Raw genomic sequence first — 24,748 nt, forward strand, 5'->3', positions numbered from 1 at the left:
TGGGGCCATCAGTCCTCATCATCCAGGCTTGATGGTCTCCATCAAACCCGGTACGGAACACCGTCAAGCCGTCGCACTGGCCTGTTGAATCAAGTCCAGTTGATCCCGGTTGCGTGACCAGGTGTTGACGGGTCCACTCCCGCATGGATCCGTCAACATGTTGATTGCCATCAACGCGCGAATCAACGTGTCAACCATCGCGTCAACACGGACGCACGGCACGGCGTTGATCCCCGCCCCTGGCACTACCCTGGGGGTTATGGGCGATTCGAAGGACGAGCGCGAGAAGTTCCAGGAGGAGCTGATCGGCCTCGACCCCCACGACCCCGAGACGAAGGCCTTCGCCGAGCACCTCGACCGGATGAAGCGAGAGCGCCCCGGCTACACCGTCGAGGGGTACCTGGAGGGCGTGCAGGACTTCGCGGACTCGGCGAACCGCACGACCGGACAACAGCGGCTGGTCGCCGTCGTCGTCGTGGGCCTCATCCTGCTCGGCGTGATCCTCACGATCTGGTTCGCGTTGGGCGACATCATCGCCATCATCTTCTGACCCACGCCTTCGGACCCGAGCCTTCTCGTCGGAGCCTCCCAGCCCACGCCTTCCAGCCCGCGCTCTCCGGTCGCGCTCCGGCCTGCGGCTCCCTGCCCAAGCCTCCAGGTCCACAGCTTCCAGCCTCAGCCCTCGTCTGCGCCCCGGTCCGAGCCTCTCGACTCAAGGCTCCCCAGCCCAAGCTTCCCGGCCCACGGCTCCCAGGCTCAGCCCTCCGGTCCACAGCTCCCAGCCCAGGACCCCCAGCCCACAACTCCCGTCCAAGCCCCCGACCCGAGCCCCCACCCCGACCGACAACTCCTTAACGGGGTCTCACGACCGCTCACTCCCCCACACCCGCCGGGAAGCCCTGCGCCGCACCCCGCGTTATAAAGGGACATGGAACCTGTTGTCGGCGCCACCCCCAAAGTCGTGCGTTCCGAAGAGGAATGGCGCGCCCAGCTGAACCCCGCCGAGTACGCGGTGCTGCGCCAGGCCGGCACCGAGCGTCCCTGGACGGGCGAGTACACCGAGACCAAGACCGAAGGCGTCTACGAGTGCCGTGCGTGTGGGGCCGAACTGTTCCGCAGTGACACCAAGTTCGACTCGCACTGCGGCTGGCCCTCGTTCTTCTCGCCCCTGGCCGGCGACTCGGTCATCCTGCGCGAGGACCGCGCGCTCGGCATGACCCGCGTCGAAGTGCTCTGCGCCACGTGTCACAGCCACCTGGGACATGTTTTCGAAGGTGAGGGGTATCCCACCCCGACGGACCAGCGGTACTGCATCAACTCCGTCTCCTTGAAACTCGTTCCGTCCGAATAGGAGACTGAGCCCGAGTCCGGTCGCACTGGACCGGACCGACCTGGGAGGCGCAATGATCTTCTTCGGTACCGACGGCGAAGGCTCCAGCGGAGTCGATGGCGGTTCGTCCAGCTAGATGGCAGCTGGAACCGCGAATCAGTGACAGAAGACGGACAACCCTAAGGCTTCGTCAACAAGCCTTGTGGGCATGTGGCCCGGACCACACCATGGACGCCACCGAAGCACTTTCGGGGCAGTCAGGGGGTGGGTCGCATGCAGAGGCCTTGGGGGTTGTCCGGACCGGAGTTCCTTCAGCTGTACTGGATCGGGCTGGCACTGGCAGTGCTGGTCGTGATCATCGTTCGGGTGCGCGTGCGGGCGGGTCACAGCAACCAGCCCGTGCGTTCGCTCGACATGGACGAGCTCGCGTACCTCGCGGGCGGTCCGCGGCGCGTGGTCGAGACGTCCATCGCGCGACTGCTCACCTCGGGTGAGCTTCGCACTTCACGGCGTGGCACCGTCCAGGTCACGTCCACCTCGCGGTCGCTGAACCCGGTGGACCGCGCCGTCATCACCGACAGCCAGCGCTACACCAACCGCACGGTCAACCTGATGATCCCCGCCGTCTCCAGGGACGGCGTCGTCACGGCGATCGGTCAGCGGCTCGAGGACATGGGCCTGGTCGTCAGCCCGGACGTCGCGAAAAGCGCGCTGCGCAAGGGATCCGTCGTGTTGTGGGTGCTGCTCGCGGTCGGGGTCGTCCGCTGGGTCAACGGGATCGCGATCAGCGCGCCCGTCGGCTGGCTGACGTTGCAGCTCGTCGTCACGGGCGTGCTCATCTGGCTCCTCACGCGGCGCGGCAAGCACCTGCGCACGTCCAAGGGCAACCGCGTGCTCGAGGAGGCCCGCACCACGAGCAGCAGCAGGCTGGCCACTTCCGACGACGCCCTGTACGCGGGCGCGGCCGGCATGGTGCTCTTCGGTGGCCTCGTGACGTACCCGGATCTGGCGGTGCGCAGCTCGTTGCTCGCCTCGTCCTCCTCCGCGTCGTCTTCGAGCTACACCGGCTACAGCGGGTGCTCGTCCAGCTCTTCCTCGTGTTCGAGCGGAAGCAGCTGCGGCGGGGGCGGCGGCTGCGGTGGAGGGTGCGGCGGCGGCAGCTGACCCGTTGTTCGGTCTGAATCAGGTAACACCAGGAACCCAGGGGTAGATCTCACGTCGAAGATGCACTGGCACCAGTGAACGGGAGTGCTGATGGCCAAGTCTTCGACACCGCACCAGACGATCTGGTCCGCGGAGGAGATCGGGTTCCTGGCAGGGGGACCGGGCAGGGCGGCGGAAGCCGTGCTCGCCCGGCTGATGGACGGCGGTCTCGTGCGTGTCTCACGCGAGGGGGTCGTGACCGCCGTCCACCAGAACGGCTACGGCGCGACGACGGCGTTGGAGGCGTACGTCCTCGCCGGGTTGCACGGCACCTCTCGCCCGATCCACCAGGTCGTGCAGGTGGCGATGCACAGCAACGAGATGGCCGCGCTGCACCACAGCCTGATCGCCCGCTCGGTGGCACGTAAGACCGGGAACAAGCACACCGGGTTGCGGGTCCTGCTGTTCCTGCTGGCCGTCGCCTCCGTCCCGGCGGCGATCCTGTTCGACGCGTGGTTGCTGGTGCTCACGGCGGTGCTGCTGTTCCTCGCCATCGTGGTCCTGCGGAACAAGGGCCGGCTCACCAAGCACGGCAAGCTCGTGCTGCTCCACGCGTACCGGAACCCTCGCAGCGGCGCGGACCAGGTGGCGCTTTTCGGTCTGCGCAGGGGAAAGCAGCAGCCGCGAAGGTCCACTTCACACGGTGGCGGGTGCGGGAGCAGTTGCAGCAGCTCGTACGACTGGAGCCACCACAGCTGCGGCGGCTCGTCGAGCTGTTCCAGCAGCAGCGGTTGCTCGTCCAGCAGCTGCAGCAGCAGTTCAAGCAGTTGTTCCAGCAGCAGTAGCAGCTGCAGCAGTTCGAGTTCCAGCAGCAGCTGCAGCAGCTCCAGCAGTTGAGGGGGGAACCGATGGTCACACCGATGACCGCACAGACGACACAGCTGTCCGCGGAACAGGCCGGGTACCTCACGGCGGGCCCGGGCAGGGCCGCCGAGACCGCGCTGGCCCGGTTGATCGACGCCGGCTTGGTGCGGGTGTCGCGCGACGGGCTGGTGTCCGCCGTGCACCAGACCAACCACGGCGCCACCACGCCGGTCGAGGCGCGGCTGCTGAACCACGCGCGGGCCGCCGTCCGGTTCGACGCGATCCTGCAGTCGACCGCGACCAGCACCGAGATGACCCAGCTGCACGAGCACCTGCTGGGCCGCGGGCTCATGCAACGCCCGCGCCGCCGCAGCCCGGCGTGGGGGTTCTCCCTCGGGGTCGCGGTGTTCCTGGTCTTCCTGGGCTTCTCGACGCCCGCCTTCTTCATCGGCGTGCCGATCGCCCTGCTGTTCTTCACCTGGCAACGCGGCCGCAGCGCCGTCACCAAGGCGGGCAAGGAGGCGCTGCGGCAGGTGACCGCGAGCGACCGGGTGCACGCGGTGGCGTTGTACGGCTTCGCGGGCAAGGTCAGCGGGCACAGGGTCGGCGACCTCTTCGACCTCTCGCAGAGCGTCGTCAAGATGATCCCGCTCAAGAAGAAGCACCGGTCCTCTTCGGACGGTGGCGGGTGTGGGTCCGTGTCGAGCTGCAGCAGCTGCGGCAGCGGATGTGGTAGCAGTAGCAGCAGTTGTTCGTCGGGCAGCAGCTGTTCGTCCGGTGGCAGCAGCTGTGGCGGAGGCTGCGGCGGCGGTGGAGGAGGCGACTGATGGCGGGGATCACGGACCTGGGTGTCGGCATCGGCTGGCGTTCGGAGATCGACCTGACCGTGGAACGGCTGCCCGGCGTCGACTTCGTGGAGGTCGTCGCCGAGAACCTCCACGGTGACGTCCAAAGGGGACACCTGCCGGAGTCCGTCACCCTGTTGCTGGAACGCGGAATCCCGGTCCTCCCCCACGCCGTGTCGCTGTCACTGGGCGGCGCAGACCCGGTCGACCTGACCCGCGTCGAGCACCTGGGCAAGGTCGCGGAGGCCGTCGGAGCGCCGATGGTGAGCGACCACGTGTGCTTCGTCCGGGCCGGCGGGCTCGACTCCGGCCACCTGATGCCGGTCCCGCGCACCAAGGACGCCCTCGACGTGCTCGTGGCGAACGTAAAGCTGGCACAGCAGAACCTGCCCGTCCCGCTCGCGCTGGAGAACGTCGCCGCGCTGCTGGAGTGGCCGGACGGCGAGCTGTCCGAGGGCCAGTTCCTGGCCGAGCTCGTGGAACGCACGGACTGCTGGCTGCTCGTCGACGTAGCGAACCTGTACGCGAACGCCCGCAACATCGGCACGAACCCGGAGCGGTTCCTCGACGAGATCCCGCTGGAGCGCCTGGCCTACGTGCACGTGGCGGGCGGCGTCGACCACGGCGACGTCTACCACGACACCCACGCGCACGCGGTGCTGCCGGAAGTGCTCGGTGTTCTCGACGAACTGTGCTCACGCGTCTGTCCTCCCGGCGTTCTGCTGGAACGCGACGACAACTACCCGTCCGACTCCGAAATCGCGTCCGAACTGGCGGCGATCCGAGCGGTCGTGGACGCACACCGTGGCTGAAATGATCGAAGACAATGAGGCTTCGGCTGCGCGCAAAAGGCTTGCAGCCCAGCAGGCAGAGCTGCTAAATGCATTGCTCGCAAACGGTCCGACCCCAGCGGGATTCGACGAACAACGACTCGACGTCGAACGCCGCGCGCTGCTGTCGAAGCGCCGCGGCATCGTGCGGATGCTGGGCCCTGGTGTCGCCGACGAGCTCGGCGATCGGTTTCGGCCGCTCTTCGACGCCTACGCGGTCGAGCATCCGCGCCGTGCGGGCTCACGCGCGCGCGAGGATGCCGCGTCGTTCGCGGAATGGTGCCGCGCCGCCGGAGAACTGTCGGTGAAACGCAAGGCGCGCTGGAAGTTCTGGCAGTCGAACTGACGGGCGAACGATTCGGGGGCCAGAATCCCCCATTCAGCCCTGTGTGACCCGAGCCACCATCGATACGTTCGAAAGGGTCGGGGGACCTTTTTCGCATAACCGCATCAGGTTTTCCGGCCTGCGCGGACCACAGCGCGCAGAAATTCGAACCACTGAGGGGATTCGAATGCACGGAAAATCCACGGTGCTGGGCGCCGCCTTCACTGCGCTCGCACTGACCACGGTTCCGGCCGCCGTTGCGACGGCCGCACCACCACCCACCACACCGCAGAAGGCGGTCGACGAGGTCACGCTCGTCACCGGCGACAAAGTCCTCTTGGGACGAGGACAGCAGGTCGTCGCGATTCAGCCCGGCGAAGGCCGCCGGGGCATGACGTTCAAGACGCACCGCGGTGCCGACGGGCACACGACGGTCGTTCCGAAGGACGCGTTCGGGCCCCTGGCGGCGGGCCGGCTCGACCGCAGACTCTTCGACGTCACCACGTTGCTGGAGTTCGGCTACCGGGACCGCATGCCGTTGATCGTGGACGGTCAGGCGAGACTCGGGGCGCGGTCCGCGAACGACTGGGCCGCTCTCAAGGCCGAGACGGACTCCGGTGACAAGGTCTGGCTCGACGGCATCCGTCAGCCGAGCCTCGACCGCTCCGTGGCCCAGATCGGCGCGCCGGCCTCCCACCAGAAGGGCATCACCGGCAAGGGGATCAAGGTCGCCATCGTCGACACCGGTGTCGACGAGAACCACCCCGACCTCAAGGGACAGCAGATCGCGGAGAAGAACTTCACGACCGACCCCGACAACACCGACAAGGTCGGCCACGGCACGCACGTCGGCTCGACGGTCGCGAGCCACGACTCGAAGTACGGCGGCGTCGCACCCGGCGCGCAGCTGCTCGACGCCAAGGTCTGCATCGAGTTCGGCTGCCAGGAGTCCTGGATCCTCGACGGCATGCGCTGGGCCGCCGAACAGGGCGCCCAGGTCGTCAACATGAGCCTCGGCGGCGGCGACACCCCGGACGTCGACCCGCTGGAGCAGGCCGTCAACGACCTGACGGCCAAGTACGGCACGTTGTTCGTCATCGCGGCGGGCAACGCCGGTTCGCCGGGCTCGGTGAGCTCGCCCAGCACCGCGGAGGCCGCACTGTCGGTCGGTGCGGTGGACCGCGACGACAGCCTCGCCCCGTTCTCCAGCAGGGGTCCTCGTATCGGCGACAGCGGCCTCAAGCCCGAGGTGACCGCACCGGGCGTGGGCATCGTCGCAGCAGCAGCGGGCACGAACGGCGAGCACGTGGCGTTCAGCGGCACGTCCATGGCGACGCCGCACGTGGCGGGCGCAGCGGCCCTGCTCCGCCAGCAGCACCCGGAGTGGACGCCCGCGCAGGTCAAGTCGGCGCTGGCCACCACGGCCAAGCCGACGGCGGGCGTGAGCGCGTTCGACCAGGGCGCCGGCCGCATCGACGTGGCCAAGGCGATCGGCCAGGCGCTGACCGCCGATGTCGCGGTGAACCTCGGCCGTCACGAGTGGCCGCACGGTGACGACAAGCCTGAGACCAAGTCGATCACTTACAACAACCCGACCGACGCGGCGATCACGCTCGACCTCAAGCTCACGAGCGGCGCGCCGCAGGGCATGTTCTCGCTGAGCACCTCGAAGGTGACGGTTCCCGCCAAGGGCACCGCGTCGGTCGAGGTCACCGGTGACACCCGCGTCGGCACGCAGGACTCCACGTACAGCGGCGAGGTCGTCGCCACGTCCGGCCCGCACACCGTCCGCACGCTCGTCGGCGTCGACCGCGAGGTGGAGAGCTACGACCTCACGATCGACCTGACCGCCCGCGACGGGCAGGACCCGGCGAGCTCACTCACGTTCGTCGACGGCATCGACACCAGGACGTTCAAGGCGGTCTACGGCGCGGGCGACCAGAAGGTCCGCCTGCCCAAGGGCACCTACGTGGCCGACACGACGATCAGCACGGCGAACAGCATGGACATGCTGCTGCAGCCGACGGTGAAGCTGCACGGCAACGTGACGATCAAGCAGGACGCCCGCCTGGCACAACCGTTGTCGATCAAGGTCCCCGAACCTGCCGGTGACTTCGTGGCCGGCGAGATCCAGTGGAGGCGCACCCTCGGCCAGTTCTCGATCGGCGCGGGACTGGTCTCGTTCGGCGGCTTCGACGGCATCTCCGTCGCCCAGGTCGGCGGGCCGCTCTCACCGAAGGAGCTGTCGTCGCTCACGACGCTGCACGCCAACTCCGCGGCCGACGCGAGCACGTACTACCGGCTGTCCTACCCGGTCGCAGGCAGCCTGCCGAACGGTCTGACGCGCGCACCGGCCAAGCAGGACCTGGCCCGCGTCGAGGCCACCATCGGCGGCCTGAAGCCGGACAGCAAGGCGAACAAGGGCGAGTTCCCGCTGTCCGTGCACGGCCTGAGCGGCGGTTCCGCGCTCTACCCCGTGCCGGCGGGCAAGACGGTCGACTACGTGACGACCGAGGACGTGCGCTGGCAGTCCATCGTCAGCATCGCCCACGCGAACGGCGCCCAGGCGAGCGTCATCTCGGGGCCGCGCACGTACGAGGCAGGCAAGACCTACCAGGAGAAGGAGAACCAGCCGGTCTTCTCGCCCGGCCTGCCCGAGGCGCCGTACCCGTACACCTCGCGAAACGGCACGCAGCTCTCCTTCCGCGTCCCGCCGCTGAGCGACGCGAGCAACGGCGAAGGCTCTTCCACTGTGGACAGTGCCCGAACGGCCCTGTACCGCAACGGTGTGCTCATCGGCGAGAGCACGACTCCCTACGGCAACTTCCAGAACGTGCCGCTGCCGGAAGGCGACTTCCGCGCCGAGATGAGCCTCGACCGGAGCTCGCAGTTCGAGTTCAGCACGAAGGTGTCCGGGGTGTGGACCTTCAAGTCGAAGGGCACGCCGGACCAGATCGACACCGTGCCGCTGTCGGTGGTGCGGTTCGCGCCGAAGCTCGACGCGAACGGCGGGGTGCCCGCGGGCACGTTGCAGCGCATCGGGTTGCTCACGCAGTCCCAGGGCGACACGGGCAAGGTGCGCGTCACCGGTGTCGAGTACTCGCACGACGACGGCCAGTCGTGGCGCCGTGCAGGAGTGGTCGGCAACAGCGCGCTGATCTACCACCCGGCGAACGCGCAGTGGACCTCGTTGAAGGCCACTGCGACGGACGCCAAGGGGAACACCGTTGAACTGACGGTGATCCGTGCTTACCGAGTCAGTGTCTGATTTTAGGGCAGGTTCGTAACCAGTTCGGCCGCCGGGACGCGGGTGCCCGTGTAGAAGGGGATCTCCTCACGCACGTGCAGCCGCGCCTCGGTGCCGCGCAGGTGCCGCATCAGGTCGACGATGCGGTGCAGCTCGTCGGCCTCGAACGCGAGCATCCACTCGTAGTCGCCGAGCGCGAACGACGCGACGGTGTTCGCGCGCACGTCCGGGAAGTCGCGGGCTTCCTTGCCGTGGTCCGCCAGCATCTTGCGGCGGTCCTCCTCCGGCAGCAGGTACCACTCGTAGGACCGCACGAACGGGTACACGCACACGTACTTGCGCGGCTCCTCGTTCGCGAGGAACGCGGGGATGTGGCTGCGGTTGAACTCCGCGGGCCGGTGCAGGGCGACCTGCGACCAGACCGGCGTGGAGACCTTGCCGAGCGGGGTGCGGCGGAAGCCCGTGTAGGCCTGCTGCACCTGCTCGATCTCCTCGGCGTGCCACCAGATCATGAAGTCCGCGTCGGCGCGCAGACCCGCCACGTCGTAGACGCCGCGGACGGTGACGCCCTTGCCCTCCAACGCGTCCAGGTAGTTCTGGGTCTCGTTCGCGGCGGCCGACCGGTCCTCCGGCAGCTTGCCGGGTTCGACCCGGAACACCGACCACATCGTGTAGCGGATGGTGTCGTTGAGCTCGTTGTAGTTCAGGCGCGCCATGCGTCCATCTTGGCACGGGCCCGTCAGCGGCGAACGCGGCCCAGCAGGTGTGCTGCGACACGGGCGGCGGCCGCGTCGGCGGTGGCGATGCACGCGGGCACGCCCACGCCGTGCAGCGTGGCGCCGGCCACGGCTAGCCCCGGCACGTCGCAGATGCCCTTCTCGATGGTTTCCACGAGATCGAGGTGCCCGACGCCGTACTGCGGCAGCCCGCCGCCCCAGCGCTGCACCACGTAGTCGATCGGCTCGGCCCTGATCCCGGTCAGCTCGTGCAGGTCGTTGCGCACGGCCTTGACGAGGTCGGCGTCGCTGCGCTGCAGCAGCGCGGTCTCGCCGTGCCGCCCGACCGAGCCGCGCAGGATGACCGGTTCGCCGATGTGGGACCACTTGCGGCTGGAGAACGTGAACGCCTTGGCGGTGAACGGGGTGATGCGGTCGCTGTACCGCTCCCCCTCCGCGATCAGGATGCCGGAGCGGTCGGGCAGCTGGGTGCCCGGTGGCAGCGCGAGCGCGACCACGGCCATCGAGGCGACCTCGACCTTGCCGTACGCGGCGGACACCTGCGGCGCGATCTCGTGCAGCAGCTTGCGCGCCGACGGTGCCGGGACCGCGAGCACGACACCGTCGCACTCCAGGTACTCAGGGGTCGCGGCCGAGCCGATCTCCAGGCGCCAGCCGTCACCGAGCCACGACAGCACGCGGACCGGCAGACCCAGCCTGACCTCGGGCTTCGCGACTTCGGCGAGCCTGTCGACGAGCGAGGACACCCCACTGCTCAAGCTCGCGAACACCGGCGGTCGCGCGGCACGGGGCTGCGGTGGCGCGGGCATCATCATCGCGGCGGCCGCGAGCAGCGAGCCGACGCCCTTGTCGAGCAGCGTCGCGATCTGCGGCATCGTGGCGCGCAGGCCCAGCTCGTCCGCGCGGCCCGCGTAGACGCCGCCGAGCAGCGGGTTGACGAGCCGGTCCGCGACTTCGGGACCGAACCTGTCCTTCATCAGCGCGCCGACCGCGACGTCGCCGCCCCTGAGCTCGACCGGTGGCAGCGTCGGTTCCATCTCGACCCGCAGCGCGCCCTCGGACGACAGCACGTGCCGCACGGCCTCGACGCTCGCCGGCACGCCCATGAACGTGTGTGCCGGCAGCTGGTGGGTGCGCCCGGCCGCGTGGATGGACGTCTTCGCCGCCGTCGGGTGCACGACGTCACCGGAGAGCCCGACCTCGTCGATCAGCTCCTGCGCCTCGGGCTTGCGGTGCAGGAACGCCTCGGCGCCGACGTCGAAGCGCACGCCGGCGAGCTCGGTCGTCCGCAGCTTGCCACCCAGGCGGTCGGACTGCTCGATCACGGTGATCTTCGCGTCGGGGCCGAGCAGCAGCCGCAACCGGTGTGCGGCGGCCAGGCCGGAGATCCCTCCTCCGACAATTGCCACTCTTGGGGCTGCGTGCGGCGTTCTACCGTGCATTACAAACCGTGGATCAGTTCGACGGTCCGGGTGATGATCTCCGGATCGGTGTCGGGCAGGACGCCGTGGCCGAGGTTGAAGATGTGGCCCGCGGCGGCCTTGCCCTCGGCGTGGATGCGGCGCACCTCGCGTTCGACGGCCTCGAAGCCCGCGAAGAACAGCGCCGGGTCGAGGTTGCCCTGCACGACCGGCTTCGGCAGCTCGGGAGCGGCCTTCTCCAAGCGCTCGACCGCCACGTCCAGCGGGATCCGCCAGTCGACGCCGACGACGTCCGCGCCGGCCTCGCGCATCGCGGGCAGCAGCTCACCGGTGCCGACGCCGAAGTGGATCCGCGGCACCGTCGTGATCGTCTCGAGCACGCGCTTCGAGTGCGGCAGGACGAACTCGCGGTAGTCGCGCTCGGACAGCGCGCCCGCCCACGAGTCGAACAGCTGGACCGCCTGGACGCCCGCGTCGAGCTGGGCGTGCAGGAACGCCGCCGTGACGTCGGCGATCCTGGCGAGCAGCGCGTGCCACAGCTCGGGGTTGCCGTGCATGAGCGCCTTGGTGCGCTCGTGGTTCTTGCTCGGGCCGCCCTCGACCAGGTAGCTCGCGAGCGTGAACGGCGCCCCTGCGAACCCGATCAGGGCGACGTCCTGCGGGAGTTCCTTGAGCAGCAACCCGATCGCGTCGGCGACCGGCTGGACCTGCTCGGCGTGCAGCTCCGGGAGGGCCTTCACGTCGTCGAACGTCCGGACGGGATTCGCGACCACGGGACCGGTGCCCGCGACGATGTCGAGGTCGACACCGGCCGCCTTGAGCGGCACCACGATGTCGGAGAAGAGGATCGCGCCGTCGACGCCGTGCCGCCGGACGGGCTGCATGGTGATCTCGCAGACCATCTCCGGGTCCATGCACGCGTCGAGCATCGCGGTGCCCTGACGGAGCGCGCGGTACTCGGGCAGCGACCGGCCCGCCTGCCTCATGAACCAGACAGGGGTGTGCGACGGGGTGCCTCCCCGGGCAGCCACGAGCAACGGCTGCGAACCAGAAGACACTGCGGGAGTCATCTCTTTCATTCCTTTCATGGTCCCACGTCCCGGCGTGCCGCCATCACCCGGCCGGATTGCGAGGCATACAGTCAGTTGTGTGACCGAGCCGGAAATCTTCCGCCGGGCGGTGGGGACGCTCAAGTCGGTTCGCCACAGGCCCGAGATCGAACTCACCGAAGTTCGCCCGCCGCAGCGGCTCGCGCCGTGGGCGTACGCGCTGACGGCTGAGGTCACCGGCCCGTCGGACGAGCTGTCGACCGGGAGACTCGTGCTGCTGCACGACCCTGACGGCGACGAGGCGTGGGGCGGTGTCCTGCGCGTCGTGGCGTACGTGCGCGTCGAACTGGACCACGAGCTGGCGTCTGACCCGCTGCTGCCCGAGGTCGGGTGGTCGTGGCTGACCGAGGCGCTGGAGCAGTCCGGTGCCCGCTTCACCGCTCTGGGCGGGACCGTGACGCAGACGTCGTCCGCGCGGTTCGGCGACATCGCGGGTCCCGCTCGCACGGACGACCTGGAGCTGCGCGCGTCGTGGACCGCGCTCGACGGGGAGCTCGCCGAGCACGGCACCGCGTTCTACGAGCTGATGGCGACAGCCGTGGGGCTGCCGCCGGTCGGGGTCACCCTGTTCGGTCAGCGCTAGTCAGAACAGGGCTAGTCAGAACAGGGCTAGTCGGCGTCGCGCAGGACGCGCAGGACGTTGGCGCCCGCGAGCTTCGTGCAGTCGTCCTCGGACCAGCCCTTGTCGAGCAGAGCGCCGATGAGGTTGGGGTAGGTCGAGACGTCCTCGAGCCCCTCCGGGAGCGACTTCACGCCGTCGTAGTCGCCGCCGAGGCCGAGGTGGTCGATGCCGACGACCTCGCGGGCGTGCTCGATGTGCGTGACGACGTCGTCGAGGGTGGCGCCGGGCTTCGGGTGCTCGACGGACCACTTCTCGCTGAACGTCTTGCGCTCGGTCATGTCGGCGTGGTTCGCGCCGGCGGCGGTCATCGCGTCACGAAGGGCTGCATCCCATTCAGCGACACGGGGTGACACGAAGTCCGGAACGAATGTGATCATGGCCACACCGCCGTTGGCCTTCAACTTGATCAGGACGTCGTCCGGAATGTTGCGCGGGTGGTCCGCAACGTGGCGGCACGACGAGTGGCTGAAGATGACCGGCTTGACGCTCGTGTCGAGCGCGGCGTGCATCGTGCTGGGCGCGACGTGGCTCAGGTCGACGAGCATGCCGATCCGGTTCATCTCGCGCACGACCTCGCGGCCGAACTCGGTGAGCCCGCCGTGTTCTGGCTGGTCAGTGGCACTGTCGGCCCACGGCGTGTTGTCGTTGTGGGTCAGCGTCATGTAGCGGACACCCAAACGGCGCAACGCGCGCAGAACTCCGAGTGAAGAGTTGATGGAATGTCCGCCCTCGGCGCCGAGGAGGGACGCGACACGCCCGGACGCGAAAACTTTTTCAGCCTCTGCGGCGGTGGTCGCGATGCCCAGGTGGTCGGAGTACCGCCCGGCCAGCTCGTAGACCAGTTCGACCTGCTCCAGGACGGCGGTGACGGCTCCGTCCCCCGCGAGCTTCCCGGGAATCCAGACGGACCAGAACTGCATCCCCAGACCGCCCTCGCGCATTTTCACGATGTCCGTGTGCAGGCTGGGCTGACGTTCCGTGAGATCGATCTTCGCGGCGGTCGTGTAGACGTCCTCGCCCGTTCCCTCGCCGAACTCTCGCAAGGCCCACGGAAGGTCGTTGTGGCCGTCGACGAGGGGCACACGCTGCAGCAACGCTCGCGCTCGCTCGAGACCGGAAGAGCTCTGCACAACCAACTCCTAGATGTCGTTCTGAGAGGGGCCCGTGTTACTCCCCCTATCCAGTTGTCATCCGATCGTGTGACACATGAGGCCATCTGTCACAACTCAATAGGGATAGATACCCGATTGATCGTCCCGTAGACCCGCATGGGCGGCTACGCTGCCCCAGACGACACCACTTTCGGTCGATCAGTGGCGCGGCTGATTGGACGAAAGTCTCCGGTGCCGGTCGGGGGGCACGACCGACTCCAGGGAGGTAGTGACGTGGCTGCCGTCGGCTTAGGTCAGGCCGTTCGTACCACGCCAGCCGGCTCGTTGCCGGCGAACATGGTCCCGCACCCGCGGGAAGAGCTTTTTTCAGTGCTGGTGGTCGACGACCACCCACTGCTGAGGGAGGCGATATCAGCTCGGCTCACCCAAATGGGAGCCGGGACAGTGCATGAGGCCGCATCGGTGGCAGAGGCTCGGGCGCGGGCACTTGCAACCGGACCGTGCGACCTCGCGATCCTCGATCTGGGCCTGCCGGATGGCACCGGCATCGACCTGGTCACGGAGCTCCGTGCCCAGGGCTGGCCCCGCATCGTGGTCCTCGCATCCTCCGACGACCCCTACGCGGTCAGGTCGGCCTTCCAGGCGGGCGCCCAGGCGTACCTCCTGAAGTCCGCCTCTCCGATGGTGGTCACCGACGGGGTGCGCCGGGTTCTCGATGGCGGCGTTTACGCAGATCCGAGCGTGGCACCAGTACTCGCAGCGGGTACTCGGGTGCCGGGCACCGACAACACGCCGCGGGAACTCTCCGCGCGTGAGGTCGAGGTGCTCCAGCTGGTCGCCGATGGCCAGAGCAACAAGGAAATCGGCGAGGCTCTGAGCCTGTCCGCGTTGACGGTGAAGTCTCACCTGTCGCGGATCGGCCGGAAGCTGGGCACCGGGGATCGCGCTCAGATGGTCGCGCTGGCCATGCGTGCCGGCGTGATCCGCTAGATACCGGTTTGAAGCACTGAACCGGCCGAGAACACCTGTGAGTGGTGCGATCGTCGTAGGGTCATCCGCTGTGGATGTACCCGCCGACGAGCCAACCGCACCAACCGGACCAGATCCGGTACCGCTGACGGAACCTGCTGATGGGGTCCCGCCCGTGGTCGCCGATCCTGCTGCGCTCCGGCGAGCCGCTGACGCGCTCGCCGGGGCGAAGGGCCCGGTCGCGGTGGACACCGAGCGAGCCTCGGGCTACCGCTACTCACAGCGTGCCTATCTGGTGCAACTGCGCCGGGAGGGCGCCGGCACGTGGCTGGTCGACCCGATCGCCCTGGGCGGTCGGATGGACCCGCTGGTGCAGGCGCTGGACGGCACCGAGTGGGTGTTGCACGCAGCGTCTCAGGACCTGCCGTGCCTCGCCGAACTCGGGCTGCGACCCGGCGTGCTGTTCGACACCGAGCTGGCGGGCAGGCTGGCTGGGTTCGAACGCGTGGCATTGGGCACGCTGGTCGAGCGACTGCTCGGCTATCGGCTGGAGAAGGGGCACGGCGCGGCCGACTGGTCGCGCCGCCCCCTTCCTGCCGACTGGCTGACGTACGCCGCTCTGGACGTGGAGCTGCTCGTGCAGCTGCGCGACGTTCTCGAGGCCGAGCTGGAGCGCCAGGGCAAACTCGCCTGGGCGCTCGAGGAGTTCGAGGCGGTACGGACGGCGCCTTTGCCGCGCCCCCGTACCGACCCCTGGCGGCGCACGTCGGGTATCCACCGCGTGCGCAACCAGAGGCAACTGGCCCTCGTGCGGTCGCTGTGGGAAGCCCGCGACGCCGTGGCCCGCGAACGCGACATCGCTCCCGGCCGAGTCCTGCCGGACTCCGCCCTGATGGAGGCAGCCGCCCGCAACCCCGCTTCGGAAGCCGAACTGCTCGCGCTTCCGGTCTTCCGCGGCCGATCCCAGCGCCGCATGTCGGGCGTCTGGATGAACGCCCTGCGCAAGGCCGCCGCCCTGCCCAAGTCAGAGCTGCCGGAACCCGCGGGCCAGCACGACGGCCCACCCCCGCCCAACCGCTGGGCGGACAAGGACCCGGACGCCGCGGCCCGCCTGGCCGCGACCCGAGCGGCGCTGACGTCCATCGCCGAGGCGAACACCCTCCCGGTGGAGAACCTGCTGCTGCCGGACCTGGTGCGCCGCACCTGCTGGCAACCGCCGGACGACCTCTCCCCCGAGTCCGTGGCCGCCGTGCTGCGCGAGGGCGGGGCAAGGTCGTGGCAGGTCGAGCTCACCCTGGAAGCGCTGACGAAGGCGCTGGCCGCGACGGCTCCGTCGTCGTGAACGACCGGCGGTAGGCCGTCGGGGTGAGGCCCGTCCTGCGGAGGAGGTGCTGCCGCAGCGAGTCGGCGCTGCCGAGGCCGCTGTGGTGGGCGACCAGGTCCACGGACAACGTGCTGGTCTCCAGCAGCTGACGGGCCCGGTCGACGCGTCGGTGCACCAGCCAGCGGACCGGGCTCACCCCGGTCTCCGCGTGGAACCGCCGGGTCAGGGTCCGGACGCTCACGCGGGCGTGCGCGGCCAGGTCCGTGAGGGTGAGTGGCTCGTCGAGCCGCCGCAGCGCCCATTCACGGGTGGCGGCGAGCGAGGTGTCCCCGGTGGCCGGCAGTGGCGTGTCGACCACCTGGGCCTGGTCTCCCGGCCGAGGCGCGGCGACGACGGCGAGCCGCCCCGCGGTGGCCGCCGCCGCGGCGCCGAAGTCGGTGCGGATCAGGTGCAGGCACAGCTCGATGCACGCGGCGGCACCGGCCGAGGTGAGCACCGGACCGTCGGCGACGTACAGCACGTCCGGCACGACCACCACCGCGGGATGGCGGCGCGCGAGCTCGTCGGTCAACCCCCAGTGCGTGGTCGCGCGGCGCCCGTCCAGCACTCCGGCCTGCGCGAGGACGAAGGCTCCGGTGCAGATCGCGGCCATCCGAGCACCCGCTTCCGCCGCCCCGCGAACGGCGTCCAGCACTCTCGTGTCGGTGTCACGCCCACCACCGCCGATGACGATGCACGTGTCGGCGCCGGTGATCGCGCCAAGATCGAGGTCGACGACGACGTCCGGCCCTCCGACCGCCTCGACCCGTCCGGGATCCGCCGTACAGGTGGTGATCTCGTACCCGTCCACGGCGTCCAGGAGCATCCGCGCGATGGCCAGGTCGAAGGAGAACACGGGCGCGACCACGACGAAGACGACTCGGTGCATGGCCAGAACCTCCGGGAACGTGGCAAGCGGGCCGGTGCCGCGGACCGAGCGCGCGCACCACAGTGGATCAAGCAAATCCACGCAACCCGATGTTCCCCGGAAAGAGGACCATGCACGTCATCATCGGCCGTGGCGCCACGGCCAACGCCGCCGCACTGCTGCTAGCCGAGTCCGGTGACCAGGTCAGGGTGGTGAGCCGCACCGGCGGCGGCCCCGAACACCCCAGGATCACCCGAATCGCTCTCGACGCGGGCGACGCCACCGCGCTGACCGACGTGGCCGACGGCGCGACCACGATCATCAACTGCGCCATGCCCGCTTACCACACCTGGCCGCAGACGGTTCCGCCGTTGTTCGGCGCGATCCTGTCCACCGCCGAACGCACCGGCGCCGTCTACGTGATGCTGGGCAACCTCTACGGCTACGGCCCAATGGAAGGGCCTCTCACCGAAGACCATCCGCTGGCCGCGACCGGCCCGAAGGGCGAGGTCCGCGCCCGCACGTGGCTCGAGGCCAAGGCCGCGCACGACGCGGGCAGGGTGCGCGCGACCGAGGTGCGAGCCGGCCAGTTCCTCGGCCCCGGCGCCTTCTCCATCTTCAACGCGATGGTCGTCCCCAAGGTCCTGACCGGCCGCCTGGCCCTGGTCCCCGCCGCCCTGGACACCCCGCACTCGTTCACCTCGATCGACGACGCCGCCCGCACCCTGGTCACCGTCGCCCGCGACGACCGCGCCCACGGCCACCCCTGGCACGCACCGGTCGTCGTCTCGTCCGTCAGGGACGCGGCGACCCGGCTGGCCGAGCTGGCAGGCGCACCACCACCACAGCTCGCCGAGATGACGGACCGGGAGCTGACCTTGCTCGGCACCACCGCCCCGCTGTGGGACGAGCTCTGGGAGACCCACCACATGTCCCACGCCCCGTTCGTCGTGGACGCCTCCCGCATCCAGTCGACGTTCGGCCTGCAAGCCACACCGCTCGACGACGTCCTGACCGCAACGCTCCGCGCGACCAGCACGCCACCACGAGCCCTCACCACGGCCTGACCCCGAACCGATATATCAGCCCAACCGATATATCAGTTCCTCCCACCTTGCTGACCTGCCCCTTAGCAATGACTCTTTGGACTTCGTCCGCAAAAGACTCATTGCAAGGGGTCTGGAGGCGATGATCGGCAGGTGACGGAGGACGGAACGAGCTCGCCCCGCGTGCGAGCCGAGATGATCAGCACCGCCCGGCTCGACCTGCTGCCACTGCGGGTCGAGCACGCCGCGGAGATGGCCGAGGTGCTGAAGGACCCGGCCCTGCACGCGTTCACCGGCGGCGCGCCACACACACCGGAGGCACTGCTCGCCCGCTACGAGCGCCTGGTCGCCGGCTCTCCCGATCCGGCGGTGCACTGGTTGAACTGGGTGATCCACCTGCGCGAAGAAGACCGTCTCGCCGGCACGGTCCAGGCGACCGTCGCCGACGGCACCGCCGAGATCGCATGGGTCGTCGGCACACCGTGGCAAGGCCGCGGCATCGCCGGCGAAGCAGCACGAGGCCTGGTCGCCTGGCTCGGCACGCAACCGGTCCACACCGTCATCGCGCACATCCACCCCGACCACCACGCGTCCGCCGCCGTGGCCACCGCGGCAGGCCTCACCGCCACCGACGAGCAGCACGACGGCGAGGTCCGCTGGCTGCTCCGCCAGCCCTTGCAATGACTCGTTTGCGGACGAAGTCCAAAGAGTCATTGCTAAGCAGCAGGTGGGAGGGCGTGCGCGAACCGATATATCAGTTGGAGAGGCGGTCACCGAGGCGGCGAGCCAGATCGGCGACCTCCTCGTCGGGCAGGTCGAGGTAGCCCCGGGATGCTTCGAAGACGGCGAACTGCTGATCTTCGTAGGGCACCCCGGGAGGGAGCGGCGCGAGGTGCCAGTGAACGTGCCGGTTGGCCTGTTGGCTGCCGAGCGACAGCACGTACAGCCGTTCGATCGGCACCAGCTCGCCCAGAGCGGTGCCGGCCCTGTGCACGATTCGCTGGAGCGCCGCGTACTCGTCGGGCGTGAAGTCGCCGATGACGTGTTCGCGGTGGTCGACCGGTGCCACGAGGAAGTGCCCGACGACTGACGGGAACCTGCTCGCGAAGACGACGGCGACTTCGTCCCGGTAGGCGACGTGGTGCGGGTAGTCGGGGTTGCCGGCGAGGAGCTCGCAGATGAAGCACGCCCGGCGGGCGAGCGAGTGGTAGTCGGCGGCGTTCCACGGCACGCGAGCGGTCATGATTCATCTCTACCGTGACGGCCGCGGAATGTCGGGCCTGTGCTTCGCGCGCGCCGGTCCTTCAGCCGTTCACCTTCGGCAGGGCCGCGCTGTCGCCGAGCACCTCGCGCGACACCTGGGCGTGCGCGAGCCGCCGGACCGCCTTCAGCACCGCGTCCCCGATGAGCGTGCCCACGACCATGCCCTCGATGACCGCGTCGGCCGAACCGCGCCGGGCGATGTACTCGAGGTCCGCCTGAGCGATGATCTTCAGCCCTTCCAGGTAAGGGTCGAGCAGCTCGCGGAAGTGGTCGTGCCCGACCGACCGTGCCGCGGACAGCGCGGCGGCCAGCATGTGGGTCACGTTGCTCTCCGTGACGTCGACGCACTCCCGCTCGCCCTGCCGCGCGAAGAACGCCTGGACGTCCTCGACGGCGAGCGGGTCGAGGTCGACCGGGCCCGGCTGGCTGATGGCCTCCTGCACGGCGCCGAGCTTCTTGTGCAGTGACTGGTCGCGGGTGTCGATGGCGGCGAGGACCTCGCGCACCGAGGCGATGGAGAGGCCGCCGACGTCCACCAGGGCACGCACCAGGCGCAGGCGGCGGAGGTGCTCGTCGTCGTAGTGGGCCTGGTTCGGGCTGGTCAGCACGCCGGCGGGCAGCAGTCCCTCGCGCAGGTAGTACTTGATCGTCGGCACCGGAACGCCGCTTCGCTTCGAAAGCTCGCCAACACGCATATGGATAGTGTACCTTTCCGATAGCGGAGAGTTCCGCTATCCATTTGCCTGAGGGGGCTCGGATGTTGAAGACCGCGTACAACTGGCACCGGCCGTTAATGCTCTTCACGCTTTCGATGGTGGTTCTCGTCCCGGTCGCCGCGCTCGGCATGCTGCTGGACGACCGGGTGCTGCTCGATTCGCCGATCTGGTTCAAGCCGTTCAAGTTCGCCGTGTCGTTCGTGCTCTACAGCGCGTCCCTGGCGTGGTTCATCAGCCTGATGGAGGGCCGGGCGCGCCGCGTCGCGTGGTGGCTCGGCACCGTGGCCGCACTGCTCAGCGTCGGCGAGATGGTGATCATCGTCGGGCAGGTCGTCCGGGGGAAGCGCAGCCACTTCAACTTCGAGACGCCGCTCGACACGGCACTGTTCAGCGCGATGGGCATGATGGTCGTGATCCTCTGGGCAACGAACCTGGTCATCGCGCTCATGTTGCTGCGCAAGAAGTTCGACAACCCGGCACAGGGCTGGACGGTGCGCTTCAGCCTGCTGATCGCGCTGATCGGCATGGGCGTCGGCTTCCTGATGACCGGACCGAAGCCCGGCCAGTCCATCGACAAGGGGACGCTCGGCGCGCACTCGATCGGTGGACCCGACGGTGGACCGTCGATGCCTTTCACCGGGTGGAGCACCGTCTACGGCGACTACCGGGTCGGCCACTTCATCGGCATGCACGCGCTGCAGGTCCTGCCCCTGCTGATCGCACTCGCCGGCCGGTGGGCGAACGCGCGGCTGGCGTTCGCACTCAGCGGCGGCTACCTCGGACTGACCCTGCTGGTGATCTGGCAGGCCATGCGCGCCCAGCCGTTCGTCAGGCCCGACGGCCTCACCTTGATCGTCGCCGCCGCCATCGCCGTCGCCACCGCGCTCGGCGTGGTGTGGGCACGGCAGCAGAACAACGCCGAAAAGGAGCTCGTTCCCGCATGACCGCCACGCTGTTCGACCTGACGTTCCTGCTGATCGCACCGTTCTGGGCGCTCATGATCCTCGCGCCGAAGTGGTCGTGGACGAAGAAGATCGCCGAGTCGCACCTGATCGTGCTGCCGCCGGTCGTGATCTACGTCGTGCTGATGATCCCGGTGCTGCCGGAGCTGTTGCCGCTGGTCACGCGGCCCGAACTCGCGAAGCTGGCCGAGTTCATGAGCACGGACACCGGTGCGGCGCTGGTGTGGGCGCACATGATCGCGTGGGACCTGTTCGTCGGGCGCTGGATGTACCTGGAGGGGCGCCGCCTGGACGTTCACCCGCTGGTGATGGCACCCGTTCTGGTGATCACCATCCTGCTGGCCCCCGTCGGGTTGCCGCTGTTCCTGATCGTGCGCAAGGTGTGTGACGCAAAGAACAGGGGTGCAGCTGTGGTTACTCACCAGTAACTAGGGTTAGAGTTGGCGTTACCGACCGGTAGGGATGTCGCGCACCCCCTGCCCGGTGGACAGAGTTGTCACCACAAGTGGAGGAGACGCCGTGGCCGCACCAGCAGCGCCGGCACGCGTTCGGAACGTGGTCTTCGTCGACGGCGTCCGCACGCCGTTCGGCAAGGCCGGCCCCAAGGGCATTTTCGCCGAGACCCGTGCCGACGACCTCATCGTGAAGGTCATCCGTGAGCTGCTGCGCAGGCACCCCGAGCTGCCGCCGGAGCGCGTCGACGAGGTCGCCATCGCGGCGACCACGCAGATCGGCGACCAGGGCCTCACGCTCGGCCGCACCGCGGCACTGCTCGCGGGCCTGCCGAAGTCGGTCCCCGGTTACTCGATCGACCGCATGTGCGCGGGCGCGATGACCGCCGTGACCACCGCCGCGAGCGGCATCGCGTTCGGCGCGTACGACATCGCCATCGCGGGCGGCGTCGAGCACATGGGCCGGCACCCGATGGGCGAGGGCGTCGACCCGAACCCGCGCTTCCTGTCGGACAAGATCGTCGACACCAGCGCGCTCGTCATGGGCCAGACCGCGGAGAACCTGCACGACCGGTTCCCGCACATCACCAAGGAGCGCACGGACGCCTACGCGGCCGCCTCGCAGGCCAAGTACGCCGACGCGCTGAAGAACGGCAAGATCGGCCCGGAGCTCGTGCCCGTCGCGACCCGCTCCGCCGAGAACGGCTGGGGCCTCGCCACCGCCGACGAGCCGCCGCGTCCCGGCACCACCGTCGAGGACCTCGCCAAGCTCAAGACCCCGTTCCGCCCGCACGGCCGGATCACCGCGGGCAACGCGGCCGGTCTGAACGACGGCGCGACCGGCTGCATCCTCGCCGAGGAGGAGACCGCGCGCGAGCTCGGCCTGCCGATCGGCATGCGGATGGTCGGCTACTCGTTCCTGGGCGTCGAGCCCGAGGTCATGGGCATCGGCCCGGTCCCCGCCACCGAGAAGGCTCTCGAGCGCGCCGGTCTGTCCATCGAGGACATCGGCCTGTTCGAGGTCAACGAGGCGTTCGCCATCCAGGTGCTCGCGTTCCTCGACCACTTCGGCATCGCGGACGACGACCCGCGCGTGAACCAGTGGGGCGGCGCGATCGCCACTGGCCACCCGCTGGCCTCCTCCGGCGTGCGCCTGATGACGCAGCTGTCGCGTCAGTTCGCCGAGCGCCCGGACGTGCGCTACGGCCTCACCACCATGTGCATCGGTATCGGCATGGGTGGCACCGTTATCTGGGAGAACCCGAACTGGAGCGGCAAGTGACCATCTCTGCTGAGGAAGCAAAGGCGATCTTCCCCGACGAGGTCGTCACCGTTGCCAAGACCCGTCTGATCTCCGTGCCGGGCCTGGACAAGCCGGTCGCGTTCATCACGATCGACAACGGCCTGGACCACACCCGTCCGTCGACGTTCGGCCCGCAGTCGCTCGTCTCGCTCGGCGCGGCGTTCGACGAGGCGTACGCGGCTCAGCCGGCCGCCATCGCGGTGACCGGCAAGCCGTTCATCTTCGCCGTCGGCGCGGACCTGTCCGCGGTCGAGCAGGCGACGGACCGCTCGCAGGGCGTCACGATCGGCCAGCTCGGCCACGACGTCTTCAAGAAATTCACCGACTCGGACATCCCGACCTTCGCCTTCGTCAACGGCGCGGTCATGGGCGGTGGCCTCGAGCTCGCGCTGTCGTGCCACTACCGCACGCTCGCGTCGAACGCGGCCGCGATCGCGCTGCCCGAGGTGTTCCTGGGCCTGTTCCCGGGCTGGGGCGGCACGCAGCTGCTGCCGAACCTGATCGGCGCCAACGACGCCGTGACGGTGATCTTCGAGAACGCGTTGAACCAGAACAAGATGCTCAAGCCGAAGGAAGCCCTGGCGCTGGGCATCGCGGACGTGCTGTTCGACTCCGCCGACTACCTGGAGCAGTCGCTGCTGTGGCTGTCCGGTGTCGTGCGCGGTGAGATCACGGTGCCGCGCAAGGAGATCGACCGCGGCGAGGCGTGGGACGCCGCCGTCGCGCGGGCCAAGGCGATCGTGCACGGCAAGACCAAGGGCGCGGCGCCGGGTGCGCAGAAGGCCCTGGAGCTGCTGGAGCTGGCGCGCGAGAACGACCTGGAGAAGGGCTACGCCGCCGAGACCGAGGGCCTCGCGGACCTCGTGATGAGCGACGAGCTCCGTGCCGGGCTGTACTCGTTCAACCTGGTGCAGAAGCGCGCGAAGCGCCCGGCGGGTGCTCCCGACAAGTCGCTGGCGCGCAAGGTCACCAAGGTCGGCGTCGTCGGCGCCGGTCTGATGGCCTCCCAGATGGCGCTGCTGTTCATCCGTCGCCTGCACGTGCCGGTCGTGCTGACCGACATCGACCAGGCGCGCGTGGACAAGGGCGTCGGCTACGTCCACAGCGAGATCGACAAGCTGGCGGGCAAGAAGCGCATCTCGCCGGACGAGGCGAACCGCCTCAAGGCGCTGGTCTCCGGTTCGCTCGACAAGGCCGCGTTCTCCGACGCCGACTTCGTGATCGAGGCCGTGTTCGAGGACCTCGCCGTGAAGCAGCAGGTGTTCGCCGAGGTCGAGGAGCACGTCTCCCCCGAGGCCATCCTCGCCACGAACACCTCGTCGCTGTCCATCACGGACATGGCGTCGAAGCTCAAGCACCCCGAGCGCGTCGTGGGCTTCCACTTCTTCAACCCGGTCGCGGTCATGCCGCTGCTGGAGATCGTGCGCGCCGAGCAGACCGACGACGCCACCCTGGCGACGGCGTTCGCGGTGGGCAAGCAGCTGAAGAAGTCCTCGGTGCTGGTGAAGGACGCGCCCGCGTTCGTCGTGAACCGCCTGCTGACCCGCTTCATGGGCGAGGTCATCAAGTCGGTCGACGAGGGCACCTCGTTCGAGGTCGCCGACAAGGCCACCGAGCCGCTCGGCCTGCCGATGTCGCCGATGATCCTGCTGCAGCTGGTCGGCTCCGCCGTCGCGCTGCACGTGTCGGAGACGATGCACGGCGCGTTCCCGGACCGCTTCTCGGTGTCGGAGAACATGAAGAAGTTCGTCGCCGCGGGCAAGGGCGCCGTCTGGCAGTGGGACGCGTCCGGCAACCAGACCGTCGACCCCGAGGTCCTCGCGCTCTGGGAGTTCGGCGACGCCCCGCTCACCGGTGACGAGGTGAAGAACCGCGCGCTGGAGGCGTTGGCCGAGGAGATCCGGATCATGCTCGACGAGGGCGTGGTCGCGGAGGCGCAGGACATCGACCTGTGCATGATCCTCGGCGCCGGGTGGCCGTTCTGGCTGGGCGGCATCACGCCGTACCTGGACCGCACCGGCATCTCGGAGAAGGTGACGGGCAAGCGTTTCCTGGCGCCGGGTGTGGCGTCGGTTCCCGCGTAGTTCCCTGAACGTCGGCCAACGCCCGGTTCCCCACGTGGGAGCCGGGCGTTGGCGCGTTCGGGTGAACCTGATCTGTTCGACTTCGGTGCGGCGAGGCGCTGGTTACCGTTTGCAACCAACCGAACGCCGGAGGTGGC

At 69.0% G+C, this 24,748-nt stretch carries 24 protein-coding genes; 17 read left to right on the forward strand and 7 right to left on the reverse strand.

All coding sequences use genetic code 11. The features are described from left to right. Positions 1–259: 259 nt before the first annotated feature. The 8 genes from ACFOWZ_RS37390 (at position 260) to ACFOWZ_RS37425 (ending at position 8,605) form a co-directional block, all read left to right on the forward strand. A complete protein-coding gene (locus tag ACFOWZ_RS37390) occupies positions 260–550 on the forward strand; it encodes a hypothetical protein (protein ID WP_030471916.1) in 291 nt (96 codons plus the stop codon). A 378-nt stretch (positions 551–928) separates the two neighbouring features. Next, a complete protein-coding gene (gene msrB, locus ACFOWZ_RS37395) occupies positions 929–1,351 on the forward strand; it encodes a peptide-methionine (R)-S-oxide reductase MsrB (protein ID WP_030471915.1) in 423 nt (140 codons plus the stop codon). Positions 1,352–1,603: 252 nt separating this feature from the next. Further along, a complete protein-coding gene (locus ACFOWZ_RS37400) occupies positions 1,604–2,494 on the forward strand; it encodes a TIGR04222 domain-containing membrane protein (protein ID WP_382378678.1) in 891 nt (296 codons plus the stop codon). Positions 2,495–2,584: 90 nt separating this feature from the next. Next, entirely contained in the window at positions 2,585–3,370 is a 786-nt protein-coding gene (locus tag ACFOWZ_RS37405; RefSeq protein WP_382378679.1) for a TIGR04222 domain-containing membrane protein, read from the forward strand. A gap of 23 nt (positions 3,371–3,393) precedes the next feature. After that, positions 3,394–4,164 carry a TIGR04222 domain-containing membrane protein gene (locus tag ACFOWZ_RS37410; protein WP_382378680.1) on the forward strand — a complete coding sequence of 257 codons (771 nt, stop codon included), beginning with the start codon at positions 3,394–3,396 and terminating at the stop codon, positions 4,162–4,164. Beyond that, complete coding sequence (locus tag ACFOWZ_RS37415; protein ID WP_382378681.1) at positions 4,164–4,994, forward strand: DUF692 domain-containing protein; 831 nt, start codon at positions 4,164–4,166, stop codon at positions 4,992–4,994. The genes ACFOWZ_RS37410 and ACFOWZ_RS37415 overlap by 1 nt, the downstream gene beginning before the upstream one ends. 1 nt (position 4,995) lies before the next feature. Beyond that, positions 4,996–5,358 (forward strand): hypothetical protein, encoded by a 363-nt coding sequence (locus ACFOWZ_RS37420; protein WP_382378682.1) that lies wholly within the window; start codon positions 4,996–4,998, stop codon positions 5,356–5,358. 166 nt (positions 5,359–5,524) lie between these two features. Beyond that, positions 5,525–8,605, forward strand: a complete 3,081-nt coding sequence (locus tag ACFOWZ_RS37425; protein WP_382378683.1) for a S8 family serine peptidase — start codon at positions 5,525–5,527, stop codon at positions 8,603–8,605. A 2-nt stretch (positions 8,606–8,607) separates the two neighbouring features. Here the strand turns inward: ACFOWZ_RS37425 and hemQ are convergent, their stop codons facing one another. The 3 genes from hemQ to hemE are packed head-to-tail and all read right to left on the reverse strand — an operon-like array spanning position 8,608 to position 11,821. After that, positions 8,608–9,300, reverse strand: coding sequence for a hydrogen peroxide-dependent heme synthase (gene hemQ / locus ACFOWZ_RS37430; protein ID WP_382378684.1), 693 nt, complete (start codon positions 9,298–9,300; stop codon positions 8,608–8,610). Between the two features lie 23 nt (positions 9,301–9,323). Continuing rightward, complete coding sequence (gene hemG / locus ACFOWZ_RS37435) at positions 9,324–10,763, reverse strand: protoporphyrinogen oxidase (protein WP_382378685.1); 1,440 nt, start codon at positions 10,761–10,763, stop codon at positions 9,324–9,326. After that, entirely contained in the window at positions 10,763–11,821 is a 1,059-nt protein-coding gene (gene hemE / locus ACFOWZ_RS37440) for a uroporphyrinogen decarboxylase (protein ID WP_382378686.1), read from the reverse strand. Before hemE ends, hemG begins: the two co-directional genes overlap by 1 nt. A gap of 70 nt (positions 11,822–11,891) precedes the next feature. Between hemE and ACFOWZ_RS37445 the strand changes: the two genes are divergently transcribed. Next, positions 11,892–12,434, forward strand: a complete 543-nt coding sequence (locus tag ACFOWZ_RS37445) for a DUF3000 domain-containing protein (protein ID WP_030471905.1) — start codon at positions 11,892–11,894, stop codon at positions 12,432–12,434. Positions 12,435–12,460: 26 nt separating this feature from the next. Here the strand turns inward: ACFOWZ_RS37445 and ACFOWZ_RS37450 are convergent, their stop codons facing one another. Further along, on the reverse strand, positions 12,461–13,603 hold the full coding sequence (locus ACFOWZ_RS37450) for a dipeptidase (protein WP_030471904.1): 1,143 nt from the start codon (positions 13,601–13,603) through the stop codon (positions 12,461–12,463). A gap of 255 nt (positions 13,604–13,858) precedes the next feature. Here ACFOWZ_RS37450 and ACFOWZ_RS37455 point away from each other — a divergent pair, with 255 nt between their 5' ends. Together ACFOWZ_RS37455 and ACFOWZ_RS37460 are read left to right on the forward strand one after the other, a co-directional pair. Continuing rightward, positions 13,859–14,575, forward strand: a complete 717-nt coding sequence (locus ACFOWZ_RS37455; protein WP_015099292.1) for a response regulator — start codon at positions 13,859–13,861, stop codon at positions 14,573–14,575. 70 nt (positions 14,576–14,645) lie between these two features. Next, positions 14,646–15,896, forward strand: a complete 1,251-nt coding sequence (locus tag ACFOWZ_RS37460) for an HRDC domain-containing protein (RefSeq protein WP_382378687.1) — start codon at positions 14,646–14,648, stop codon at positions 15,894–15,896. On the opposite strand, the gene ACFOWZ_RS37465 is transcribed toward ACFOWZ_RS37460, so the two are convergent. Next, positions 15,844–16,806: a GlxA family transcriptional regulator gene (locus tag ACFOWZ_RS37465; protein ID WP_382378688.1), complete on the reverse strand. Its 963-nt coding sequence runs from the start codon at positions 16,804–16,806 to the stop codon at positions 15,844–15,846. The genes ACFOWZ_RS37460 and ACFOWZ_RS37465 overlap by 53 nt on opposite strands. A 110-nt stretch (positions 16,807–16,916) precedes the next feature. On the opposite strand from ACFOWZ_RS37465, the gene ACFOWZ_RS37470 reads away from it, so the two are divergent. After that, a complete protein-coding gene (locus ACFOWZ_RS37470; protein ID WP_382378689.1) occupies positions 16,917–17,852 on the forward strand; it encodes an NAD-dependent epimerase/dehydratase family protein in 936 nt (311 codons plus the stop codon). A 132-nt stretch (positions 17,853–17,984) separates the two neighbouring features. After that, on the forward strand, positions 17,985–18,515 hold the full coding sequence (locus tag ACFOWZ_RS37475) for a GNAT family N-acetyltransferase (protein WP_382378690.1): 531 nt from the start codon (positions 17,985–17,987) through the stop codon (positions 18,513–18,515). A gap of 70 nt (positions 18,516–18,585) precedes the next feature. On the opposite strand, the gene ACFOWZ_RS37480 is transcribed toward ACFOWZ_RS37475, so the two are convergent. Next, on the reverse strand, positions 18,586–19,074 hold the full coding sequence (locus tag ACFOWZ_RS37480; protein ID WP_382378691.1) for an HIT family protein: 489 nt from the start codon (positions 19,072–19,074) through the stop codon (positions 18,586–18,588). A gap of 61 nt (positions 19,075–19,135) precedes the next feature. Further along, complete coding sequence (locus ACFOWZ_RS37485) at positions 19,136–19,789, reverse strand: MerR family transcriptional regulator (RefSeq protein ID WP_382378693.1); 654 nt, start codon at positions 19,787–19,789, stop codon at positions 19,136–19,138. A gap of 62 nt (positions 19,790–19,851) precedes the next feature. Here ACFOWZ_RS37485 and ACFOWZ_RS37490 point away from each other — a divergent pair, with 62 nt between their 5' ends. The 4 genes from ACFOWZ_RS37490 to ACFOWZ_RS37505 are packed head-to-tail and all read left to right on the forward strand — an operon-like array spanning position 19,852 to position 24,611. Further along, positions 19,852–20,754 (forward strand): hypothetical protein, encoded by a 903-nt coding sequence (locus tag ACFOWZ_RS37490; RefSeq protein ID WP_382378694.1) that lies wholly within the window; start codon positions 19,852–19,854, stop codon positions 20,752–20,754. Further along, positions 20,751–21,200, forward strand: a complete 450-nt coding sequence (locus tag ACFOWZ_RS37495; protein WP_382378695.1) for an ABA4-like family protein — start codon at positions 20,751–20,753, stop codon at positions 21,198–21,200. Before ACFOWZ_RS37490 ends, ACFOWZ_RS37495 begins: the two co-directional genes overlap by 4 nt. Positions 21,201–21,234: 34 nt before the next feature. Then, positions 21,235–22,506, forward strand: coding sequence for a thiolase family protein (locus ACFOWZ_RS37500; protein WP_382378697.1), 1,272 nt, complete (start codon positions 21,235–21,237; stop codon positions 22,504–22,506). Then, complete coding sequence (locus ACFOWZ_RS37505) at positions 22,503–24,611, forward strand: 3-hydroxyacyl-CoA dehydrogenase NAD-binding domain-containing protein (protein ID WP_382378699.1); 2,109 nt, start codon at positions 22,503–22,505, stop codon at positions 24,609–24,611. Before ACFOWZ_RS37500 ends, ACFOWZ_RS37505 begins: the two co-directional genes overlap by 4 nt. Positions 24,612–24,748 lie beyond the last annotated feature (137 nt).

It is taken from the genome of Lentzea rhizosphaerae (assembly GCF_042649515.1).
Classification (GTDB): Bacteria; Actinomycetota; Actinomycetes; order Mycobacteriales; family Pseudonocardiaceae; genus Lentzea; species Lentzea aerocolonigenes.